This window comes from Vibrio sp. TMPB1044 (assembly GCF_030442075.1).
Classification (GTDB): Bacteria; Pseudomonadota; Gammaproteobacteria; order Enterobacterales; family Vibrionaceae; genus Vibrio; species Vibrio satsumensis.
Genome location: NZ_JAUJED010000023.1, coordinates 340,857 through 362,904, shown reverse-complemented (window position 1 = coordinate 362,904; position 22,048 = coordinate 340,857). Strand labels below are relative to the sequence as shown.

The window sequence follows — 22,048 nt, the reverse complement described above, 5'->3', positions numbered from 1 at the left end:
GATTCCTTAACCTTCGCCAAGGCCTGAAGCGATAGCTTTGCCAATCGATTCAAGTGCTTGTGCTGCATCTTCACCTTCAGCAACAAACTGAAGCTGGTGGCCGTGTTTAACGCCAAGTGCGATCACTTTCATCAAGCTCTTCGCGTTCACTTCTTTTCCGTCACCATCTAGGTTTGAAACGCGGATAGTTGATTCGAATTTCTTCGCTTCTGCTACCAGCATTGCACCTGGACGAGCGTGTAGGCCGTGTGCGTTTTTGATTTTGAATACTGCGCAGTTGTCATCGTCTTGAGACGCTGTAGAAACCGCTTCACCTTTTAGAAGGCCAATCACTTGTGCAACGTCAGCAGTTAACAGTTGTTGCTGTTTACCTTCGAAAACCATCTTGCTTAGGTTTGCCAGAATAGATTGGTGCGCGCTGTTGCAAGCTGCGAATGCGACCAATGCTTTCACTGGTGTGCCTTCATACTCACAATGGTTTGCTGTTGAAACAAACGATACGCCAGTGCGAGTTACGCCTTTATCGCTGCCCAACAACCACAGGCCTTGGCCTAGGTGAGTTGGTGTTTTTGTTACTAGGTCGGCAACGAATGCGTTGTCTGTGCAACCTGTATTCTTAAGAAGGCCGCCTGCAACTGCCGACATTTGAACCATGTCGCTTGCAGGGAACAGTAGCTGAACCAAAGAAGCATCTAGGTCTGCTTCTAGCTGAACTTCGCCGTTAAGTAGGGCGATGATTTCGTCTTCTGATTTCGCTTGCTTTAATTTCTCTTCAACACCGTCAGCCGCTAGCACTTTCGTTAGCTGCTTAAGAATGCCTAAGTGCTCGTCAGATTTAGCTGCAATACCAATTGCTACGTAAACACGGTTGCCGTCTGCCCAATCAATACCTTCAGGGAAGTGGTGTACCGCTACGCCTGTCTTTTTTACTAGGTTGCGAGTGTCAGTCGTTCCGTGAGGAATCGCGATGCCGTTACCTAGGAACGTAGAGTTCTGGTTTTCACGGTTCAGCATTCCTTCAACGTAGCCAGAGTCAACTAAGCCTTTCGCGGTAAGGTCGCCAGCAATGTGTTGGATTGCTTTGAATTTGTCATCGGCCTTTTGACCAAGAGTGATGTCAGATTTTGATAATTTAAGCATGGTGCCTCTTTAGCGTATCGCTTGAGAATTTGTGTATCGCTACGATTCAGTCTAGAGCAAGATTCATGGAGCTTAACTCTTTGCCTTATGCTTGCTGAATCGGTTCAGCATTCAGTGTAAAAAAATTCAGCAAAGCCGATTTTGGTTTTCAAAATAGTTTTGCTGCGTGTCGTAATTTCAGTTTCGTTAATAACGAGAAGTTGAATCACAACAAATGACGCTCAATCCATTCAAAAGGATGATTGAAGTCACTTTTCAGATTTTGCTGAATCCTTTCAGCTTTTATACTGAATCGATTCAGCATATAATTCAACTAATCCGAGGATCAGATCATTGGTTATATGATCCTACGCACAAAATACAGGTCACCCATATGACACTTGATGAAATTGCTAAATTGGCTGGTGTATCGAAAACCACAGCCAGTTATGTCATCAACGGCAAGGCGCAGAAATACAGAATCAGTGAAAAGACTCAGCAGAAAGTCATGGCGGTTGTGGAAGAGTATAACTACCGACCAGACCATGCTGCTTCGTCGCTGCGTGCTGGTAATAGCCGTTCATTTGGTTTGATTATTCCTGATCTGGAAAACAGCAGTTACGCGCGTTTAGCAAAACTGATAGAGCAGAACTCACGTAAAGTGGGCTATCAGATTTTGATTGGTTGCTCTGATGATGATGCTGAAACTGAACGTAAAGTCGCTGAAGCTTTGGTGAGCCGTCGTATCGATGCCTTGCTGGTGGCTAGCTCAATGCCAGACGCCAATGAGTTTTACTTGAAGCTGCAAAACTCAGGTACACCCGTAATCGCGATTGACCGTCCGTTAGATGATGAGCACTTTGCGTGTGTGATCAGTGAAGATTTCGAAGCCGCATTTGAACTGACTCACTCGATCCTTGATGACAGCATTCATAGTGTTGGTTTAATCGGCGCGTTACCTGATCTGAACATTTCACGCGAACGTCACTTAGGTTTTGAAGCAGCCAACAAAGCGCATACTCAACAAACAGGGCTAACAGAAAATAAGCCGATGGTTGTGGGTTATGGAGAACACTTTGATAGAGAATCAGGGCGAGAGGTTTTTGAAGACTGGATAGCTAAAGGCACAGTTCCTGATGCGATTGTGACTATGTCTTACACCTTGTTAGAAGGTGTGTTGGATGTGATGGTCGAAAAGCCAGAGCTGATCAATCAAGTAAAGCTGGCAACCTTTGGTGATAACCGTTTATTGGACTTCTTACCTTTTAAAGTCCATTCACTGCCACAGCAATTCGAAGTGATTGCAGATAGTGCTTTTGCCTTGGCGTTAAATGCTTCCGCTAAGCGTTATCAAGCTGGTATTGAGCTAGTGCCGAGAAGCTTAGTTAGACGAGGCTAACTCGAGCTTTACAGTTAGCTAGAAGCCTCGCGTTTAGCTCGAACTTGGATTTAACTCGTACTCAGTAATAAGCCCATTTCTACAATGGCAACAATGCCGAGCAACAAGGCCAACACTTTCCAAAACTGGATTGGGTTTCGGTTTATCAAAGGTTGCTTGGCTTTGCTTTTTACCAAGCTTTGGTTCGGTGTGTAAAGGTCAGCGACAAAATCCCCCAACACTTGATGACGTTCGCTTGGCGATTCCGCACAGGCTTTTTGTAACACCAAATCCACCCAGCTTGGTAAGTCCGCTCGTTTCTGGGTGATGGGTTGGTATTCCCATTGATGGTGACGAGATTGATTAAGCGATTGTGCGGTCATCTCAGAGTAGGGCAATGTACCCGTTAGCATCTCATAGCCGATCACTGCGATAGAGAACAAATCTGAACTAGTGGTCGCCGTATTGTGCTTGATGGTTTCTGGCGCAATATAATTGACCGCGCCTAATGGTGTATCGTCTTTGTCTGTGAGCTCTCCCTCTTCAAGACCTCTCACTAACACTGCACCAAGGTCGATGATTTTTATCTCACCATCACGTTGAATCATGATGTTCTCGGGCTTTAAGTCTCGGTGCACCATGTCTGCGCGTTGTAATACTCGAATACCTTGCGTGATCTTTTCTAAGATTTCGCGCACTTCATTGAGTGACGGCTTTGGATTGTCGTACATCCATTGTCTTAGCGTGATGCCTTCAACCCATTCGCAGATTTGATATAAAAATTGCGAATGTTCTGGCGTCGGGTAAACCTTCATTACCTTCTTATTATTCAGCAAGATCCCCGCCCATTGTTCATTAAAGAAGGCTCGGAGTTGCGACGGGCTATCGTGATATTGAACGGAAGGGACTTTTAGCACGAACTCGGTTTGTGTCTCTTTCTGCATAACACGATACACATGGCTTCTTGAGCCTGCATACAACACCTCAAGTACCATAAAGTTGTCGATACTTTGCCCGAGTTTTAAAGCGGGTGGGATGGCACGTTTAGCCAGTTTTTCATGGAATTCAATGAGCGAAGGCTTAGGTAGGTGGTTAACTTGCACAATCAAGCAGCTTACGTTGTCTGAACTGTTGTAGCTTAAAGCGGTATTACAGATCGTTTGTGCAGCGTGTTCGAAATCAACGCCGGGTTTGTCGATATGTTCCTTGAATGTGTTGGGCGAGACAAACTCATGCACACCATCCGATGTGAGGATGAAGCAATCATTCTTCTTGATTGGCAAGGTTTGATAGTCAACGTTGAGCTGATTATCCATACCTAAAGCTCGCGTCAGGTAATGCTTCTGCCCCATGGTTTTACGAGTATGGTCTCGAGTAAGTTGGCGCAGTTCACCATCTCTTAATAGGTAAATTCGACTGTCACCCACATGGAATATATGCGCGGTGTTCGATTTCAATATCACGCTGCTAAAGGTGGAAACGAGCGCATTGTGGTTAACTTGTTGTGCGGGATGAATATTAGAAACAGAAGTGTTGAACAGCCAAGAGTTGAGCGAGGTTAGGACTTTTTGCGCTGAACGCTGAATGCTCCAGCTATTGGGCGTGGCGTAATAGTCGTCGATAAACTGCATCACGCTAGTGTGACTGGCTTTTTGGCCGTGCTCACTGCAACTTGCGCCGTCGGCTATACAAGCAACACTGCCTTTTAGCTCTTGCTCTGCACGAGTCTTAGGGTGCTTTACAATGATGGCGTCTTGGTTTTCATCACGTACGCCTTTATTGGAATAACCACCAAATTTAAGCATAAGCTGATTATTGGATTCAGGCGTGATGACTTGCCCTTGGCTGAATGAAATCGTCATAACTGGTCTGCTTCTTAACTGTCTTCTTCTTACTGTCTTCTTCTTAACTGGCTGTTTTCTCATCTGCTTGAGAGCACATCTGAGGAAGAACAAAAGCTCTAGTGAACGTAGAGCCTCTGAACGAAGCACCAAAGCGGTGATACCAACCTTGGTGCCTCTCCCGATTCAATAATATCAATGCTTCTTAGTACAGAGACTAATTTGAAACATTAATCAGCGTGACACTGCCATCGTCGTTTACTTCGGCGATTTGACCGTTAGGCTCTTCCATGAACATCAGAGTAACGAAGCCTAGTACCGCTGTTCCTGCAATCACTAAGAAGAAGGTTTGGTAACTTACGAATGAAAGTACCGTTAGGTAAACCACCGCACCCACGTTACCGTAAGCGCCAGTCATACCTGCAATTTGACCTGTCATACGACGTTTAATTAGAGGTACTGTTGCAAACACCGCACCTTCCCCCGCTTGTACGAAGAAAGAACACGCCATCGCAGCCACAACTGCTAGCCATACTGGCCATGTACTGTCGACTTGACCCATTGCAAAGTAACCCACAGCAAGACCAATCGTAAGAATAAGCAGTGTTGGTTTACGGCCGAATTTATCTGAAATCCAACCGCCACCAGGGCGAGACATTAGGTTCATAAAGGCATAAGCCGATGCAACCATACCGGCAAGAACGGGTGTTAATTCAAAGGTTTCAGAGAAGAACAGTGGCAGCATAGAAACAACAGCCAGTTCAGAACCAAATGTCGCGAAATACAACACGTTCAACACAGCAACTTGCTTGAATTTGTATCTGTGAATTTCTGGTACTTCTTCTTTGAATACGTTCTTATTTACCTTCCAAACTTGCGACACTTCGTACACGTAAAGTGCAGCTAAACCTGCATACACTGAATACACCGCCATGTCAGACAACATGTTGATGTTGCTCGGTGATAGCTTCCATGTCAGTAGCGCTAAAGCGGCATACATCGGGATCTTCATAATGAGTAGGAAGAAAAAGTCACCCTTTGATGTGACTTCCATTGCCGTTACTTGAGCTGGCTTGAAGTAAGTCGAACCTTTTGGCGTGTCCGATACGTTTTTGTAGAAGATAAACGAGAACGCTAAGCTCATAAGGCCAGTAATACCGACCGCATAACGCCAGCCGTCTTCACCACCAAACGCTATGGCTAGAGTTGGAAGTGTAAACGCCGCAGCTGCAGAACCGAAGTTACCCCAGCCGCCGTAAATACCTTCAGCGGTACCCAGTTCGTTGTGTGGGAACCACTCTGACACAAGACGAATACCGACAACGAAGCCTGCACCGATGAAGCCTAATAGGAAACGAGCAATCGCCGCTTGAATAAAAGAGTCTGCCATAGCAAACATAAAACAAGGGATTGAACAGACGGCGAGTAGCGAAGAGTAGACCAATCTAGGGCCGTATCGGTCGGTTAACATACCAATGGCGACACGTGCCGGAATGGTTAAGGCAACGTTGAGAATAAGGAGTGTTTTGATCTCTTCAGTAGAAAGACCAAGCGAGGTTTTTACCATTTGCAGTAGCGGGGCAAAGTTGAACCACACTACAAAGGTGATAAAAAAGGCCATCCAACTTAGGTGTAAGGTTTTCATCTTACCCGTAAATGAAAGCAGCGAAAATTTTGTGTTATCCATGGTTTAAATCCTTTAAATCTGGAAAATTACCCGGTTTTAGCTCGTGCGTTACTTCCGAAATTCGAACGCATTAATGTGGCTAAACCCTATGCCGAAATTGTTCACGCCTATAAAGCGTTTACATGATGATGTCGGCGTTTAGTTAACTGGCGATAGCAAGTGGTGCGAGAACCTGTACTTGCTCTCCTTGCTTGCGAACTTCAAATTTCACAAGCTTGAGTTCGGGTTGTTCAAGGCACGCGCCAGTTTCTAAGTGGTAATGCTGCTTGTATAAGGGCGAGGCTACGTAAGGCTCACCGCTTAATGAACCAATTATACCACGTGACATAACATTCGCCTTGCCGATAGGGTCGTAATTAGAGAGCCCATAAAGTGTGTCGCTGCGCTTGCAGTAAAAAATAGCCACTTGGTTATCGTCTACTTTGGCGCAAATTCCACCATTTGGGGTTAAGTCCCGGGTGCTACATACGGTTGTCCAATTTTCCATGACTTTCTCCTAGTCTAAAATTGAGTCTTTAATTATTTGTTTATTAACTTATTCAAATTCTTGGCTTTGCTGAGTTGTCGTTACTGTCTCTATTGGAGTGAGTAGGGAAGTGACTTGCTGAGCATGCCAGTCACTTCCTTGCGTTTTATGTCGAACGCTTTGTCTCACTCTGTTCTATTAACGGTTACGAAACCTCAGTCACTTCTATTTGGTCTGCGTTGGCTAGCTTTTCATCGCGTTGTGAATCAGCAGAAGAGCTCAAACTGGGCTTTGGAAAGCGTTGCTCTCGTTCTTTGATGAATGACAGGCTAGTGTCCATTTCTTCGCTGTTAATGTAGTGCTGGAAGCGTTTCATCTTTTCAGGGTTTTCGATGGTCGTTTTCCATTCACACTGGTATTTTTCGATGTTGAGGGTGATATCGGCTTCAAGTTCTTCAGCAACGTTGAGTTTGTCTTCAATCACGACTTGTTTGAGGTATTCAATGCCGCCTTCAAGGTTTTCCATCCATACCGATGTGCGCTGTAGGCGATCTGCGGTACGTGTGTAGAACATCAGAATGCGGTCGATGTATTGCAGCAGAGTGGTTTCATCAAGGTCGGTAGCGAAAAGGTCACCATGGCGAGGGCGCATACCACCGTTACCACAGATGTAGAGGTTCCAGCCTTTGTCGGTAGCGATAATGCCAAAGTCTTTCGATTGAGCTTCTGCACATTCACGAGTGCAGCCAGAAACCGCAAACTTGATCTTGTGGGGTGAGCGTAAGCCTTTGTAGCGGTTCTCTAGTCGAATCGCTAAGCCAACACTGTCGTCGACACCGTATCGACACCATGTGCTACCCACACACGATTTCACGGTACGTACTGATTTACCATAGGCATGGCCAGTTTCAAAACCTGCATCAATCAGCTTTTTCCAAATTGCAGGTAACTCGTTAAGCTGTGCGCCAAACAGGTCGACACGCTGACCGCCAGTGATCTTGGTATAAAGGTCGTATTCCTTTGCCACTTCACCCAGCACAATCAATTTGTCTGGTGTGATTTCACCGCCAGCAATTCGCGGAACCACAGAATAGGTGCCATCTTTTTGCATGTTGCCAAGGTAGATGTCGTTGGTGTCTTGTAGCTCGATGTGCTCATCTTTAAGGATGTAGTCGTTCCAGTAAGAGGCGAGAATCGAACCCACGGCAGGCTTACACACAGTACAACCTAGGCCTTGACCATGAGATTCAAGCAGCTCATCGAATGTTTTGATCTTGTTGACGCGAATGATGTCGGTGAGTTCTTGGCGAGAATAAGCAAAGTGCTCACAGATATCATTAGATACCTCGACACCCAAGTTGCTTAGTTCGCTGTCGAGCACTTGTTTCGCAAGGGCAGAACAACCGCCACAACCTGTCGAAGCATTGGTGGTTTCTTTCAGTGCAGCCATCGTGGTGCAGCCAGCAGATACCGCGTCTTTAATGTCGCCTTTAGTCACATCGAAACATGAACAAATCACTGCGCTATCAGGCAGAGCTTCAACACCCATTGCGCTGCCGGAGTCGTCCGCAAGGTTTGGAAGAATTAATACAGAAGGGTTCTCTGGTAGAGGCATATCATTTTGCTTAATTTGCAGCAGTGAGCCATACGCTTCTGCGTCACCCACTAACACGGCACCGACGATCTTTTTGCCATCAGCAGAGACAATCAAACGCTTATAAACCTGTTCGATTTCATCGTTATAGGTATACGACTGAGCGCCTTCGGTTTTGCCGTGTACTTCACCAATACTGGCTACGTCTACACCCAGTAGCTTGAGCTTGGTGCTCATGTCGGCACCGGTAAAGCTGCTCTCATCTTCACCATTAGAAAGGATATGGCTTGCAGCGACCTTCGCCATTGAATAGCCCGGAGCCACTAAGCCAAAGATCTTGTTGTCCCATAGGGCACATTCACCAATCGCGTACACGTTGTCGAGGTTGGTTTGGCAGTTGTCGTCGATCACGATGCCGCCACGTTCACCAATGGTAATGTCAGAGCTACGAGCCAGCGCATCCTGTGGGCGAATACCTGCAGAGAACACGATCATATCGGTTTCTAGATGTGTGCCGTCAGCAAAGTTCATGCGGTAGCGAGACGTTTCACCTGCCACAATTTCAGAGGTTGCTTTCTCGGTGTGAACTTGGACGCCAAGGTCTTCAATTTTTCTGCGTAAAAGTGCACCGCCACCGTCATCTAACTGTACGGCCATCAGGCGCGGCGCGAATTCCACAACATGAGTTTCCAAGCCAAGGTTTTTGACTGCGTTTGCGGCTTCTAAGCCAAGCAGGCCACCACCAATCACCACGCCTGATTTGCTGCCTTTACTTGATAGTTCAATGGCATCTAAATCTTCGATGGTGCGATAAACGTGACAGTGTTCTTGGTCGTTACCGGGAATAGGAGGAACAAAAGGAAAAGAGCCCGTAGCCAAGATTAGCTTGTCGTAACTTTCAACATGACCACTTTCAGTGATGACTTGTTGATTGGCTGTGTCTAGCTTGGCGACTTTCTGGTTCAACAAGTAGTTCACGCCGTTGCTTTGGTAATACTCTTCACTGGTTAATGACAGGTCATCAGCGGTTTTACCATTAAAGTAGGCGGTTAGCTGAACACGGTCGTACGCTAACCTTGGTTCTTCACTAAAAGTAATCACATCAAACTCATCACTGTCTGATTGTAGGATGTTGTCGATAAATTTGTGTCCAACCATGCCGTTACCCACAACGACGATTTTCTTCTTGCTCATAATCCATTCCTTATTCTCGGCGTCACCATCACTAGCATCTAATTTCTAGTCGTTAGCAGATGAATACCGGGCTGAGATTCCACTCAATTCATAATCATCAAGAAAAACAAAAATGTTTTTTCTAAGTCTTGGTTTCTAGTGGAGCAAGGAGGGTGCCAGATTACATTTCATCAAATTAAATAAAATTTAACTGTTATTTTTCAATTAATTAAAAATATTTAGTGGCACGCGGTTACCCCTAAAGTGGTATGTAAATTTTTTGTTAGATTCACATAAATGAGCATTTGTGGTGCAACTTTCTTCAAGATGGTGCAAAAATTAAGTTTCTATCTTGGTTAAGTTCTATTTTGTTCAGTGTTGATATTCTGTATTTAGTTAAGTTATTGTTTTTAATGTTAAATATTTCAATTTTTCCGACTGGTATTAAATGGCGTGTTATTTGCTTGGTTTGAGTTATTACAATTATGGATAATTGAGCGAGAAACGGATGACCGATTCAAACAGCGGCTGGATAAAATCAACCTGTGCTTATTGTGGTGTAGGGTGTGGAATAGAAGCGAGACCGACATCGCTAGGAAAACTAGAAGTGCGTGGTGATAAAGATCATCCATCAAACTATGGAAAGCTATGTACTAAAGGAATTGCGCTTGGTGATACTGTTACGCCTTTAGGTCGTCTTACACAGCCTGCTCATATTCAGAATGAGCAAAAACAAGAACTGGATTGGAACAGTGCCATTCAGTTGGTCGCAGACAAATTCAATCAAACGATCGAAGAATTTGGGGCCGATTCGGTTGCGTTCTATGTGTCTGGTCAGCTGCTTACCGAAGACTACTATGTCGCCAATAAACTGATGAAAGGCTTCATCGGTAGCGGCAATATCGATAGTAATTCTAGGCTGTGTATGGCTTCTACTGTGGTGGGACATAAGCGTGCATTTGGCGCAGACACCGTACCGGTTTGCTATGAAGATCTCGAGCAAGCAGAAGTGGTCGTCATCACTGGCTCAAATCTCGCTTGGTGTCACCCTGTGCTATTCCAAAGGTTAAGAGCAGCCAAACAAGCCAACCCTGCATTAAAAGTGATCGTGATTGACCCGCGTTATACCGATACATGTGAAATTGCCGACATGCACTTGGCGTTGGAGTCAGGCTCAGATGTGGCACTGTTCAATGGTTTGCTTGCCTACTTCGATGACAACGACCAACTCGATGCTGACTACATTGAAAAACACACCCAAGGTTTTACTGAAGCGATACGAACAGCCACAGATTACCGTTATACCGAATCAGGCTGGGGCAAAAAAAGCGTTCCTGAACTGACGGGGCTTAGCGAGCAACAACTCGAACAGTTCTACCAGTTGTTCGCATCTAACGAGAAAGTACTTACCATCTACTCTCAAGGCGTAAACCAATCCACCCAAGGGTGCGACAAGGTAAACGCCATTATTAACTGCCATTTAGCGACCGGGAAAATCGGTAAGCCGGGCATGGGTCCATTCTCTGTCACAGGCCAACCGAACGCGATGGGTGGGCGTGAAGTAGGCGGTTTAGCCAATACCTTAGCGGCACACTTTGAATTTGGCGATCCGCAATCACACCAAACCGTCAGTGAGTTTTGGCAAACTGACAGCTTGGCTACTCGCGCAGGCTTAAAAGCCATCGAGCTATTTGATGCGATGAATGACGGCAAGATAAAAGCCGTGTGGATCATGGCAACCAACCCAGTCGTGAGTTTGCCTGATAGCGAAAAGATCAAAACCGCATTAGAGAAGTGCCCGTTTGTGGTGGTGTCTGACTGCATTGCCGATACGGAAACCACACGCTTGGCCGATGTGGTGCTGCCCGCGCAAGGGTGGAGTGAAAAGTCCGGCACAGTAACCAACTCTGAGCGTCGAATCTCACGCCAGCGCCGCGTGTTACCAAGCCCAGGAGAAGCCAAACCTGATTGGTGGATATTAAAAGAAGTCGCGCAGAAAATGGGATTCAATGAACAGTTTGATTACCGCCACGAAGGTGAGATCTTCAAAGAGTATTGCGAGATGACAGCGCTCGGCAATGAAACGGGAAAAGCGCGCGATTTGTGCTTAATTGGATTAACCAAACTGGATGAAAAAGGCTATGGCGAGCTGACTCCACAGCAGTGGCCAGTACTTGAATATCAACCATTGATCATTGAACAGCGCATGTTTACCAATGGCGAGTTCTTTACTGAATCTGGCAAGGCGCAGTTTATTGCGGTTGAACACGATAAGCCGATTGCTGATACCAGTGTCGAATTTCCGCTCATCATGAACACAGGGCGAATCCGAGATCAATGGCACACCATGAGCCGAACTGGCTTGGCCGCTGGCTTAGGTGAGCATACACCCGAACCTTTTGTTGCCATGCACCCAGACACGGTCGCTGCACTTGGTTTAGAAGAATTTGGGCTAGATGCGTTTAACCACACGACTATAAACCCAGTGGTGAAAGTGCGCAGCGCACAAGGCGAGTGCCAAGCGCGCTTAGTGGTAACCAAAGAGATGCGCCGTGAACAGGTGTTTATGCCTATTCATTGGAATGCTCCGACCGCCAAAGATAGCAAGCCGTGTGACTTGATCTTGCCTCATACGGATGCAGCCTCTGGTCAGCCAGAATTCAAACACACACCTGTTGTGGTAGAGCCGTGTGGCTATCGCAGTGAAGCCGCGTTGGTCAGTGACAAGGTAATGGATTGTAGCGGATTTGATTACTGGGTTCGCCAAAGAGTGGAGGGTGGTTTTCTGTATCGCATATCTTCATCTAAGAACCCAATAGAACTAGTGATTCAGCTAGCCAACACCCTCGATGCTTTGCCAGAACCTAACGCGGAGGCAATAAAATCACTCCATTACCACGGCAATAAATCGTTCAAGAATTATGGTTCTGCTAAGCTGGATCAATTTGGTGTAAAGCAAGCTTTCGTGGTGAACAGTAAGCTCGACCATCAAAGCATCGATTGGCTGGTGGCATGCCTAACCCGAGAAGCCGATGAAGAGTTTGAAGCCGAGTTTTTGAGTACATTGGCGAAGTAGCTGACTACCTCTAACCTATTCATACTTAAAGTTAAGCGCCGACAATTACGTCGGCGTTTTTGTTTTTAAGTATGCAATACCGATTGATTAAATGACAAGTTTTATATATCATCTCACACACTGGAATGTCGTTCTGTAACATTTGGGTGGAGGTAAGTTGATGTCTAAGTTAGCCAACGCAAGAAAACCGTCCTTATCTCATACACTGGCGAATTCAGCGCTGCTTAGGGGTGACCATGTATAACCAAGGCGACCTGTGCCCACACTGCGGTTTAATCATCATGCTACCCACAGATCTAGAACCAAAATGCCTAGGCTGCGGCGAAGAAATCAACGAGCAAGATGACGACTAACTCACACATTGAGTCACTTTCTATATTTTGTCGAGACTATATGGAATTTTTCTGCTTTTCGTCATGTTTGATAAAGAAGTAACCAGGTAAGGTTCTGTTATTAAATAGGTTATTAGGCAGAGCCTGAACAGTTCAGATTACTAGTCGGAATTGTTTCAGGGACAAAATACAGAATTATTCTGTCTAATATAGCTGTTAGGTTTTGCCGCGGTCAAATGGAATTGAGGGGGTATCATGGATTATCAAACGAAGCTCCAATTTGCACATAAAGAGCTCAATGATAAAGGTGTTTGGAAGTCGAATTACAATCCACCAATAGCCAAGTTACTATGCAAAATGGGACTTAACTTCCCGCCGCCTTATTATCAGACCTTCATGGACAACTGGATTATTTCAGCCATCATGTTCGCTCCTGTTTGGGGTGTTTTAAATTGGTTTGTGGTTTGGAGTAAAGCAGATAAGCCAGTTCTCGAAGCTGTCTATATGTCTCTGATTGGTGGTGTTTTGTTTGGGCTAATTATGGCGACATTTTACTTTGTTAGACGAAAGCAATTGAATCTGTCGGAGTGGAGTTCTTTGGGAGAATAGCCCCAAAATCTAACAAAGTATTTAAGAAGGATTCGCAACGCTTGGCGAATTTCGTTTAAATTCAGCTTTAGTGTTTAAGGTGGCTTGTCGAGGCTATGGCGTCGCTCTCCTCTTAATACGGCGTTATGCTTCAAGGAGAGATCGGTGTATAAAAATGTTGAGCAGGCTATGAAGGCGCTTGCTGTCTGGAAAGAACGTCGGCGTGAAACGGTTAAGCCTTTAGCAAAAAATATCGCTATCAAACCTACTTTTGAAGCTGATTATTTAAGAGAGGCAGCATTACATCGTTTTATAGAGCTAATCGAGTCTTCATATGTACTTTATCGGTCAAATCACTTTATTGGTGCTGTTGTAACCGCACGTGGTGCGTATGAAACTTTAGCTCTCATCTGGTATATAAACTCCAAACTAACTCATCTAGCCGAAACAAAAGATCTCAAGCATTTTAGTGAAAGAATGCGTAGCCTAATTTTGGGTTGGTCAGATGATGATGAGTTTCCAAACAAGACCAATATCCTAACTTGTATAAGAGCTGTAGATAAAGAACTAGACGGTAAATTTGGTCGGCATTACGCTATGCTTTCCGAATACGCCCATCCAAATTACTGTGGTACTTTTGGCGCATATGCTTCAGCAGACAGAGAAGCATTAGAGGTTCAGTTAGGTGGTAATTCTCGGTCTATGTCTACTTTGAAAGTTCATATCGAAAATACCATAACTCTTAGTGTAGCTATGCTAGATAGCGTTCAAGAGTCTTACGAAAAGGTCATTAATGATGCGCTTGACGTATGTTTGGAGCTGCATGAGAAGGGGCTATTGAAACAGCAACTTATATGAAGCATAACAAATTGCTTAACAGGGACTCCTAACGCTTGGCCACTTTCATTCAAATCGGCTTCAGTGTTTAGGACGCAAATTTTAAGTTGGGTGATATAGCGTTATCGCCCGTTAGCAAGGCGTTAAGTTTCACCATAAATTAGGAGGTAAAATGGCAATATCAGATGGAGATGCGAAACTCCTATGGGGACGGGCAGCCGGTATTTGCTCGAATCCAGATTGTAGAGCTGACTTAACAGCAGTGCTGGAAGAGGCTAGAAGTTACAATGTTGGAGAAATGGCTCATATAATTGCAAGAAGTGAGCAGGGTCCAAGAGGAGCAACTGGCGGTGGCGCAGATACGTATGAAAATTTAGTTTTGTTGTGCCCAACTTGCCATCGACACGTTGATAAGTCCCCTGAGGGAACTTTTACAGTCGAACAGCTCCACGGTTGGAAAAATGACCACGAGCAGGCAATACGATCTTTATTTAGCGACAAAACATTTGAAACGTTTGAAGAGTTAAAGCGTCAAGTAGCAATGCTTTTAATTGATAACAACTCAGCATGGGAAAATTTTGGTCCTCAGTCAAAAGCTGCTGAAGATCCTGGCTCAAATACACATAAAGTATGGGCGTTGCGTAAACTAGATTTGATTATTCCAAATAATCGAAAAATCGTTAACATGATCGAAGCTAATAAACACTTACTTGAAGTCTCTGTTTTAAAGGTTTTTGCAACCTTTAAAAGTCATGTGAACTCATTTGAGCAGAATCAATATGAGCGAGTCGATCAATATGTAACATTTCCCAGTGAATTTTCAGAGGTGTTTGGGTTATGAGTAATGGTAATAATGATTGGGGTGTGCCTTTTAGCCAAATTACATGGTTTGATAGGTTGTTAAACAATCATAGCAATGTTCAAAGTGTTAACCGTAGTAAAGATATATTCTTCGAAATCACAAGGAAAGCACAGGGCGATACCCTTAAGCTTCTTTGTTTGCGTGAATATACTATGGGTCTAACAATGGTTCAAAGAGCTCAAGAAGAGTTTGGGGATCTTGATATTATTTATATTGGTGGTGGTTGGAATGCAAGTACAACGGATGCCAAACAATACGGTATAGATAATAATATTGGTATTTACGTGTCTGATGAAATGTCTGGAGCACTATGGAAAGATGACTTCTGGAATTACTTCAAGAAAGATCGTGACGGAAATAAGGTTAGCTTTATCCGCGAAGAATGATCTTTGGGGAGTGTATGGCTTTGGTTCATTTTTTCGTGGAGGGAACTATAATGACATTGATATCTTATTAGTTTCTACGCTGGATGCAATTTCACCTTTGAGCACATACAAAAGCTGTAGAGAAACATTGAAACAGCTGTCAAAAAAATGGAATGTTGAAATTGATATTACATTTTTGACATATGGTGAGCATCTACAAAAACCTTTACGTGAACATGACTCATTATTTGAAATATGGCGTCTATAAACTTAACAAAGCATTTAAGAATCAAGCTAACCAAACAGGGCGCCAATAACGGCGCCCTTTGTGTTAGTTGGAAACGCTATAGGTGTCGTAGTCACGCAGTAAGAAGAGTGCGATACAGGCTGCGAGCATTGGCCAAGAGGCAAAGAACAGTAGGTTATTGAACGGGTCTATGTACTTAGCGAAAGAGGCGAAGGTAGAACCTGCGTGCAGGACCAAAACCGCGCCGTAGGTGTACTTCTTCCACATGCCAACCACGAATGCGCCTAAAAAGCCAAGCTGCGCGACACCCAGCGCCATCATCGCGTTGTCCGAGATGTCGATGCCATAAAAACCAGACAGCACTTTTACAGCGTGTTCAGGGACAAGGATCTTATCCAACCCCCAGAACAAGAAGACGATAAAAATGCCGACTCTCAGCAGCAAAAGGCTTGTCGCCAATTTGGTTTGAAGTGTCTTTTCCATGATATTCCTTTTGTGCATTCAAGATGCGATGACGTTAAATGTTCATCAAAGGAGACCTATGGCTTTTGTGTTTTCTTTCGCGGTTTTTCAGTGACTTATGTAACAAGGAATGTCTGATTAACCTTTGTTTATATAATATGTCATTTTTTTGATGTGGTATCATTCGTGCAGTTGATTATTAATGGATATATAACGTGAAAAAATACCTACTATTATCGCTTTCGGTTTTAATTTTGGCAGGTTGTGGAGCCCCTCGTTACACAGGGAGTGCGATTCCAGAACCTACGACTGAAGTGGATGTTGTGATTGTTAAAGACGCTGAAACACGTGAAGGGTTCTTGAATACCATGGAAACGTGGCTGCAAGATAACGATTATACCTACACCGTCGTACCAGATAAGTCGCAGCACGATCTTGATAAGCTAACACTGGAGTATGAAGGCCATTGGAGCTGGGACTTGGCGTTGTTCTTAAAGCAAGCGGAGATCAATGCTTATCAGAACGGGCAAAGAGTCGGTGAAGTCGAGTTCAAAGTTCCATATACGGCTAACCCGAACAAGTTCGGTAATGCAACTAAGCGTATTGGTTTCATGATGGATACGATATTTGGTAAGAAAACCGCTGAAGAAGCGACGAAAGCGGCCAATTCATCTGATTCAAAAGCGACGAACTAGTTTAATTGGCTTACTAGTTCATCCCTTTATTCACTTTCACTTTCTATTTTTCTTTAAGCTCTGCTCGAAGAGACGAAGAGACGAAGAGACGAAGAGACGAAGAGACGAAGAGACGAAGATGTGAAGCCGTTCCTTTTACCGTTACGGCTTCACATCGTTCAGATTAATTAAAGCTCTTGTCTGAGGTGATACCTTACTAACCTCGCTTGGTATTCCGGCCTGGTATCAATAAACTTTGTTAGCTTTGCTTCTTTTCATTTCGAGCCAGCCAGATGAGCGGCAGTATGATCATCGCTGTGCCAATCGCCATTGCAATATCAGGCATTTCACCAAACCAGATCAACCCAACTCCCACCGCACCGAGTAAGCCGCTGTATTCAGCGCTGGCGATTTTATTGCTTTCTGCCGATCGGTAAGTGACGACACATATCGCCGCGTAGATGAGGATAAAACCGCTTGAACCTGCGGCAGTGATAAGTGGTGACCAATCCCATTCACGGCCTTCCCAAATGGCGAGTCCAAGTGATGCCGGAACTCCTGCTAAATTGGTTAACAACAACGTTTGTGCCACGGTTTGATGCTTCGGAAGTTTGCGAATTAACAAGTTATTACTGGCAATGGTTAACGCCACGATAAGCGCTGCAATGGCCGCCCAATCGATTTCTGTTGGGCGAATGATGACCAGAACGCCCATAAAGCCGAATATTCCAGCAGCAATGGAGTAGCGGCTGAGTTGTTCTTTGAAAAATACCAAGGCTAACGGCAGCATCATCAAGGGTGCGGCGTAGAAAATCGCGTTGGCGGTGGCCAATGGCATAGCATTGATGGCAAACACCATAAAGATTGCGCCCAGCAACCAGATATGCGCGCGCAGGGCATGCCATTTCAGCCCATCGGTGAAGCTCTTTTTACTCACACCAATACAAAAAGGCAGAAGGATCAACACGGCAGTTAGCTGTCTGAAGAAGACAAATTGAAACACAGCAGTGTCTTCACCCAAGGTTTTAATTAAGGCATCAGAGAAAACCGCAATGAGATTGCCGACAATGAGTAAACTCATTGCCATTCCAACAGACATTGTAGGCATGAAGAAGCTCCTATCATTGACTGACACGTGTTCAGTGTGAGTTAAAAGAAAATGAAGAAATGTGATGGCGTAATCTTAATGCATAAAATCGTTTCATATATAATGATAAAAATTCACTTAGTATGAGCTGAACTAATAATGAAATTACCACCTTTGAGATCAATACAATGTTTCGAATCGGTCGCTCGTTTAAATAGCTTTTCTCAGGCGGCTATCGCGCTTCATGTTACTCAAAGTGCGGTGAGTCATCAGGTTCGCTTGCTAGAGGAATACTTAGGTGAAACTTTGTTTGTGCGTCAGGGAAGGCGTTTATCGCTTACCCCGATAGGAGAGCGTTACTACGAAGAGGTGTCTCATTCATTGCAGAATATCGCGCAAGCCAGTTACCAGATCCGCGAAGGTGACAGTGGGAAAATTCGGATTGCAATGTACAGTTCTCTGGCGGTGAAATGGTTGGTGCCTAGGCTCGAAAACTTACGCCAACAGCATCCAGAAATCGACTTAACATTAAGTATGGTGGCCGATGAGCCTGAGTTCTCGGATCAAGTAGCCGATTGCTTTATCACTGCCTACCCGCCAAAGAAAAACTACGTTAGTGACTTCCTTTACAAAGAGCAGCTCTATCCGTTCTGTAGCCAAAAGGTGTGGCAGAGAATCGAAGATAAACCTTTGCCAGAGGCACTATGGGATCAGCAGTTACTTTCAGTAAGTTCGATCTTCAAGGATAGCGGTGAAGCGAAAGACTGGATTCAGTGGTGTGAACGTGGTGGTTTCAGCTTGCCAAAGGATGTGAAAATTAGCCAGTTCAGTCACATGGTACTGGCCGCCGAGGCCGTGAAATACCATCAAGGTATCGCGTTCCTGAACGACTACTTTCTTAACGACCAAGATCTTCAACAAAACTTGGTTCGTATCCCAATGCACGATTTGCCGACGGGCGACAATATGTATTTTGTCTACAAAAAGTCGAGAGCTAAGCAGTTTGAAATCAAGACTCTAGGCCATTGGCTTAAACAGCAATGCTTTGATTATGAGTAAACAGTGAAACATAGCGTTGAAAGAAACCGCTCACGCTCATACACATGCGTGGTATCTAGATACCACGCATGTATTTTAGGGGCGTGAACAAGGTTCTTATACTTATTTCTATTCTGGTTTTGAGGTGGACAAGATTTGATCGCTATAGTTCGTGGTCATGTGCTGCTGTCTGAGTAAGCTGACGGTCAGGTTTATCGGCATTGGCTTATAAAAATAGAAGCCTTGAATATAATCGACGCCCAGTTTAGACAAGATGTTCACTTGGGATTCGTACTCGACACCTTCAACGATAACTTGCATGCCCAGAGTTTGAGAAAGTTGCAGCATGGATTCAAGCAAAGGGATACCAAGGCTGGACTCGTCTGAAATGTTTTTCACGAATACACGATCAATTTTGAGAATGCTGAACGGGAATTGCCTGACAAAGTCTAACCCTGCGTAACCAGTACCAAAGTCATCAATCGCGACTCTTACGCCCATGTTCGATAGTTTGGTTAGGTTGTCTCTAATTTTGACCATGTCGGCATCAGAACATTCACCATCCTCTGTTACTTCAAATACCACCTGTTTGAGAATCTCAGGGTGTCTTTTAAATATGCTAAGCACCTTGTTAGAGAAGTTACTGTTAGACACGACGTTTCGGCTGATGTTGACGCTAATGTACTTTGACTCAAATACATCTTGATTGCTTTTCAATGTTATTAAGACTTTGCGTAATACGAAGTAGGTCAGCTCTTCAATCAAGCCTAAGCTTTCGGCAAGCGGTATGAAGATGGCAGGGGACACATTGCCTTCAATTGGGTCGTTCCACCTGAGCAGCGACTCACAGCCGACGATCTCGTTGGTGTTTTGGTTAACGATGGGTTGCATGTGTACATGTAGGTGTTTGTTTTTTAGCGCGCTTGAAAGTGAATACTCTAAGCTACGCTGGCTCTGCTTTTTGTGTTTAGCAGAGAGCAGGCAGATAGTGGTGATTCCCGCCATGAGAAAACCAAACCATGAAAAGCTCATGAGGAAGTGTATGTAGTACTGGTGTCCGATGTAGGAGGTAATGGCCAACGGGTAGGCATCTGATTGTATGCGTACTTCTGCGAGATATGGTCCGGGATCGGTAGGGTGGATATCTCTTTTAATCACTTCAACCTTAGAGTTTATACCATGGCTACTCAGGCTCGTTTCTACAAGGTCGTAGATGAAGTGTGGCGGTATCATAAGGCTCACCCCGGCTTCTTCTTTGTTCGAGAAAATGAGCATGATGGATTGTACTTTAGTAATAGCTGCACTCGAGTAAGACAGAGTGGTTAAATTTGGATCTTCATTGAGCCTTTCTCGAATGGTGCTATATAAGCGAAACGACACATCGCCATCCGTGGTGGAGCAATAAAAGCGGTTGTATTTGTTGAATACGGCGGCTTCTTTTACCCAATCGGCATTGAATACATTTTGACGAAGCTCGGTCACTACGGCATCGCAAGAAAGATCGGGCGTGATCTCTGAGAGAAAACTACCAAATCGAGCTTGGATCTCTTGAAGCTTTGTTTCTACTAACTGTGAAGACTTTTCGGTTAACGCATGATAATGAGACGGTGTAAAAGGTATGAGTAATGCCATCGACAAAATGAAAGAAATGGCAAAGTAGAATGTGGTCTTGGCAAAATGTTGGTACTTGATATCCATAGTAGGAAAAGCGTTACCGATTGGATGAGCATTCGGTTTAATTTATAAATTTAACGATTGAGTGGCAAGATAAATAATAATTATTGTGAATGTACGCATGTGTTATGCATTGAAATAGCGCATTTTATGCTCTTAGTATAAAAATCAGAGTGTTAGATATGCTTCAAAGGTTGAGTACGTCGTTTTTTTGTTCAGCACTTTTGAGGGGGTTGATGAGGCAGATTGTTGCGGGTTTTAAGTATCAAATTGAGGCCTGTAATTTTTGAAACAACGCGAGTGGGTGGATTTGAGCGTAATGATAAAAAATATGATTTGGATGTTGGTGCGTGTGTTCATCGCGTATTTAATGATTGCTCCTACCTACGCGATCTTTATCTTGTCTAATACCGCAGCCCCTCGCTTTTTAGAGACCAAACCAGAAGTGCTAGCTTGGCTTTCGTGCTTCCTTCTTTTGATTGGCTATGTACTCATCAGGTTTTCCAGAACGAGATATGCAGGGAAGTTATTGTCTCTGAGTGTGCTGGGAGCGGCAGTCTTAATCATGTACGTCGAGGAGCGTTATTGGATTTTTGAAGTCTATGCTAATGCGTGGAGTTTATTTTTGGCTGCTCTGTATTTGATGATGCTTTTGTATTTTATTTTTCCTGTTAAGCAACTTAAGCCTTTACTGAGCTTAGTTCCTGTCGCGGGCGTATCTTGGTTTTTGGTTTGGAGTTTTATGTGGCCAGCAAGCTTAACGTATGATTTGATAAGCAGTAAGGCAACCATTTCACCTGAGCGCTATCAAAAGGTCATCGACTTGCTACCTGAGGTGTACCTAGATGGTCTCCAGTCGGGTTTATTTTCCATGCTGCTTGCTCTGTGGTTATATGCCTTCGTCATCTTGTGTTACAACCCCAAACGTAGCTATCGGACATTGGCCGCTCATATAGATAAGATTCGCAACGCGCGGCATTAATAGGTCTCATATATATGCTTTGGGAATAGGAAAAGACAATGAAAAAGCTTTTATCGATCGTGTTATTAACGTTTATGCCTTTGCTAGCATTAGCATCAGATGATGTTGTCGATTGCGAGAATGCAATGAACACGCTAGAGATTAATCACTGTGCCGCACTTGAGCTTGAATCGGCGCAGTTGGAGCTTGAGAAATACTTAGCAGCCAGCTTTGAACACAACTCTTATGATGCTGAGCTAGTCAGTTCAATCAAAAGCGCGCAGGAGAGTTGGCAAGCCTATATGACAGCGCATTGTGACTCTGTGTATACCCAATGGCGTGACGGTTCTATCCGTGGGCTGATGGCGCTTTCTTGTAAGACTAAGCTAACCAAGCAACGCACACATGAAGTGTGGGAAAACTTCTTAACTTACATGGACAGCACGCCACCTGTATTACCTGAACCTAAGTTGGTGGATTAGATAAGCCAAACAGCCTTGAGAGTGTGCGCTTGCTTCAACGATTTGGCTTGAAGCAGGAAAGAGAAGGGGGATTCCCTTACTCTGCGTCTGATTTGTGTTACCCAG

The 22,048-nt window shown here is 44.4% G+C and carries 18 protein-coding genes; 10 read left to right on the top strand and 8 right to left on the bottom strand.

Features of this window, described 5'->3' with window-relative positions:
• Positions 1 to 6: 6 nt before the first annotated feature.
• A complete protein-coding gene (gene fruB, locus QQ041_RS17510) occupies positions 7 to 1,140 on the bottom strand; it encodes a fused PTS fructose transporter subunit IIA/HPr protein (protein ID WP_285954623.1) in 1,134 nt (377 codons plus the stop codon).
• Positions 1,141 to 1,513: 373 nt separating this feature from the next.
• On the opposite strand from fruB, the gene cra reads away from it, so the two are divergent.
• The gene (gene cra, locus QQ041_RS17505) at positions 1,514 to 2,518 is read left to right on the top strand and encodes a catabolite repressor/activator (protein WP_285954622.1); all 1,005 of its coding nucleotides are present in this window, start codon (positions 1,514 to 1,516) and stop codon (positions 2,516 to 2,518) included.
• Between the two features lie 50 nt (positions 2,519 to 2,568).
• Here the strand turns inward: cra and QQ041_RS17500 are convergent, their stop codons facing one another.
• From QQ041_RS17500 to nirB, 4 genes are all read right to left on the bottom strand, one after another.
• Complete coding sequence (locus QQ041_RS17500; RefSeq protein ID WP_285954621.1) at positions 2,569 to 4,359, bottom strand: bifunctional protein-serine/threonine kinase/phosphatase; 1,791 nt, start codon at positions 4,357 to 4,359, stop codon at positions 2,569 to 2,571.
• 196 nt (positions 4,360 to 4,555) lie between these two features.
• Positions 4,556 to 6,025: a NarK family nitrate/nitrite MFS transporter gene (locus tag QQ041_RS17495; RefSeq protein ID WP_285954620.1), complete on the bottom strand. Its 1,470-nt coding sequence runs from the start codon at positions 6,023 to 6,025 to the stop codon at positions 4,556 to 4,558.
• A 142-nt stretch (positions 6,026 to 6,167) separates the two neighbouring features.
• Positions 6,168 to 6,512: a nitrite reductase small subunit NirD gene (gene nirD / locus QQ041_RS17490; protein WP_102541672.1), complete on the bottom strand. Its 345-nt coding sequence runs from the start codon at positions 6,510 to 6,512 to the stop codon at positions 6,168 to 6,170.
• A gap of 184 nt (positions 6,513 to 6,696) precedes the next feature.
• Positions 6,697 to 9,279 carry a nitrite reductase large subunit NirB gene (gene nirB / locus QQ041_RS17485; protein WP_285954619.1) on the bottom strand — a complete coding sequence of 861 codons (2,583 nt, stop codon included), beginning with the start codon at positions 9,277 to 9,279 and terminating at the stop codon, positions 6,697 to 6,699.
• Positions 9,280 to 9,751: 472 nt separating this feature from the next.
• Between nirB and QQ041_RS17480 the strand changes: the two genes are divergently transcribed.
• The 5 genes from QQ041_RS17480 to QQ041_RS17460 all read left to right on the top strand — a co-directional run bounded on the left by QQ041_RS17480 (position 9,752) and on the right by QQ041_RS17460 (position 15,339).
• Positions 9,752 to 12,334, top strand: a complete 2,583-nt coding sequence (locus QQ041_RS17480) for a molybdopterin oxidoreductase family protein (protein WP_285954618.1) — start codon at positions 9,752 to 9,754, stop codon at positions 12,332 to 12,334.
• 587 nt (positions 12,335 to 12,921) lie between these two features.
• Complete coding sequence (locus tag QQ041_RS17475) at positions 12,922 to 13,275, top strand: DUF6404 family protein (RefSeq protein WP_146490142.1); 354 nt, start codon at positions 12,922 to 12,924, stop codon at positions 13,273 to 13,275.
• Positions 13,276 to 13,419: 144 nt separating this feature from the next.
• Entirely contained in the window at positions 13,420 to 14,112 is a 693-nt protein-coding gene (locus QQ041_RS17470) for a hypothetical protein (RefSeq protein WP_285954617.1), read from the top strand.
• A 151-nt stretch (positions 14,113 to 14,263) separates the two neighbouring features.
• Positions 14,264 to 14,932 carry an HNH endonuclease signature motif containing protein gene (locus tag QQ041_RS17465; protein ID WP_285954616.1) on the top strand — a complete coding sequence of 223 codons (669 nt, stop codon included), beginning with the start codon at positions 14,264 to 14,266 and terminating at the stop codon, positions 14,930 to 14,932.
• Positions 14,929 to 15,339 carry a hypothetical protein gene (locus tag QQ041_RS17460; RefSeq protein WP_285954615.1) on the top strand — a complete coding sequence of 137 codons (411 nt, stop codon included), beginning with the start codon at positions 14,929 to 14,931 and terminating at the stop codon, positions 15,337 to 15,339. Before QQ041_RS17465 ends, QQ041_RS17460 begins: the two co-directional genes overlap by 4 nt.
• A 310-nt stretch (positions 15,340 to 15,649) precedes the next feature.
• Here QQ041_RS17460 and QQ041_RS17455 read toward each other — a convergent pair whose 3' ends face one another.
• The gene (locus tag QQ041_RS17455) at positions 15,650 to 16,048 is read right to left on the bottom strand and encodes a hypothetical protein (protein WP_285954614.1); all 399 of its coding nucleotides are present in this window, start codon (positions 16,046 to 16,048) and stop codon (positions 15,650 to 15,652) included.
• 194 nt (positions 16,049 to 16,242) lie between these two features.
• On the opposite strand from QQ041_RS17455, the gene QQ041_RS17450 reads away from it, so the two are divergent.
• On the top strand, positions 16,243 to 16,722 hold the full coding sequence (locus QQ041_RS17450; protein ID WP_061017327.1) for an Sbal_3080 family lipoprotein: 480 nt from the start codon (positions 16,243 to 16,245) through the stop codon (positions 16,720 to 16,722).
• Positions 16,723 to 16,960: 238 nt separating this feature from the next.
• On the opposite strand, the gene QQ041_RS17445 is transcribed toward QQ041_RS17450, so the two are convergent.
• Positions 16,961 to 17,809: a DMT family transporter gene (locus QQ041_RS17445; protein WP_285954613.1), complete on the bottom strand. Its 849-nt coding sequence runs from the start codon at positions 17,807 to 17,809 to the stop codon at positions 16,961 to 16,963.
• 138 nt (positions 17,810 to 17,947) lie between these two features.
• Here QQ041_RS17445 and QQ041_RS17440 point away from each other — a divergent pair, with 138 nt between their 5' ends.
• A complete protein-coding gene (locus QQ041_RS17440) occupies positions 17,948 to 18,847 on the top strand; it encodes a LysR substrate-binding domain-containing protein (RefSeq protein WP_285954612.1) in 900 nt (299 codons plus the stop codon).
• Between the two features lie 108 nt (positions 18,848 to 18,955).
• Here the strand turns inward: QQ041_RS17440 and QQ041_RS17435 are convergent, their stop codons facing one another.
• On the bottom strand, positions 18,956 to 20,524 hold the full coding sequence (locus QQ041_RS17435; protein ID WP_285954611.1) for an EAL domain-containing protein: 1,569 nt from the start codon (positions 20,522 to 20,524) through the stop codon (positions 18,956 to 18,958).
• A gap of 310 nt (positions 20,525 to 20,834) precedes the next feature.
• Between QQ041_RS17435 and QQ041_RS17430 the strand changes: the two genes are divergently transcribed.
• Positions 20,835 to 21,482, top strand: a complete 648-nt coding sequence (locus tag QQ041_RS17430) for a hypothetical protein (protein ID WP_285954673.1) — start codon at positions 20,835 to 20,837, stop codon at positions 21,480 to 21,482.
• Between the two features lie 38 nt (positions 21,483 to 21,520).
• A complete protein-coding gene (locus tag QQ041_RS17425) occupies positions 21,521 to 21,943 on the top strand; it encodes a lysozyme inhibitor LprI family protein (protein WP_285954610.1) in 423 nt (140 codons plus the stop codon).
• The last annotated feature ends 105 nt before the right edge of the window (positions 21,944 to 22,048 follow it).

Coding starts and splice junctions, on each gene's coding strand:
- QQ041_RS17465 (WP_285954616.1), top strand. CDS start 14,264: ATGGCAATATCAGATGGAGATGCGAAACTCCTATGGGGACGGGCAGCC.
- QQ041_RS17495 (WP_285954620.1), bottom strand. CDS start 6,025: ATGGATAACACAAAATTTTCGCTGCTTTCATTTACGGGTAAGATGAAA.
- fruB (WP_285954623.1), bottom strand. CDS start 1,140: ATGCTTAAATTATCAAAATCTGACATCACTCTTGGTCAAAAGGCCGAT.
- QQ041_RS17460 (WP_285954615.1), top strand. CDS start 14,929: ATGAGTAATGGTAATAATGATTGGGGTGTGCCTTTTAGCCAAATTACA.
- QQ041_RS17500 (WP_285954621.1), bottom strand. CDS start 4,359: ATGACGATTTCATTCAGCCAAGGGCAAGTCATCACGCCTGAATCCAAT.
- QQ041_RS17475 (WP_146490142.1), top strand. CDS start 12,922: ATGGATTATCAAACGAAGCTCCAATTTGCACATAAAGAGCTCAATGAT.
- QQ041_RS17440 (WP_285954612.1), top strand. CDS start 17,948: ATGAAATTACCACCTTTGAGATCAATACAATGTTTCGAATCGGTCGCT.
- QQ041_RS17445 (WP_285954613.1), bottom strand. CDS start 17,809: ATGCCTACAATGTCTGTTGGAATGGCAATGAGTTTACTCATTGTCGGC.
- cra (WP_285954622.1), top strand. CDS start 1,514: ATGACACTTGATGAAATTGCTAAATTGGCTGGTGTATCGAAAACCACA.
- QQ041_RS17435 (WP_285954611.1), bottom strand. CDS start 20,524: ATGGATATCAAGTACCAACATTTTGCCAAGACCACATTCTACTTTGCC.
- nirB (WP_285954619.1), bottom strand. CDS start 9,279: ATGAGCAAGAAGAAAATCGTCGTTGTGGGTAACGGCATGGTTGGACAC.
- QQ041_RS17425 (WP_285954610.1), top strand. CDS start 21,521: ATGAAAAAGCTTTTATCGATCGTGTTATTAACGTTTATGCCTTTGCTA.
- nirD (WP_102541672.1), bottom strand. CDS start 6,512: ATGGAAAATTGGACAACCGTATGTAGCACCCGGGACTTAACCCCAAAT.
- QQ041_RS17455 (WP_285954614.1), bottom strand. CDS start 16,048: ATGGAAAAGACACTTCAAACCAAATTGGCGACAAGCCTTTTGCTGCTG.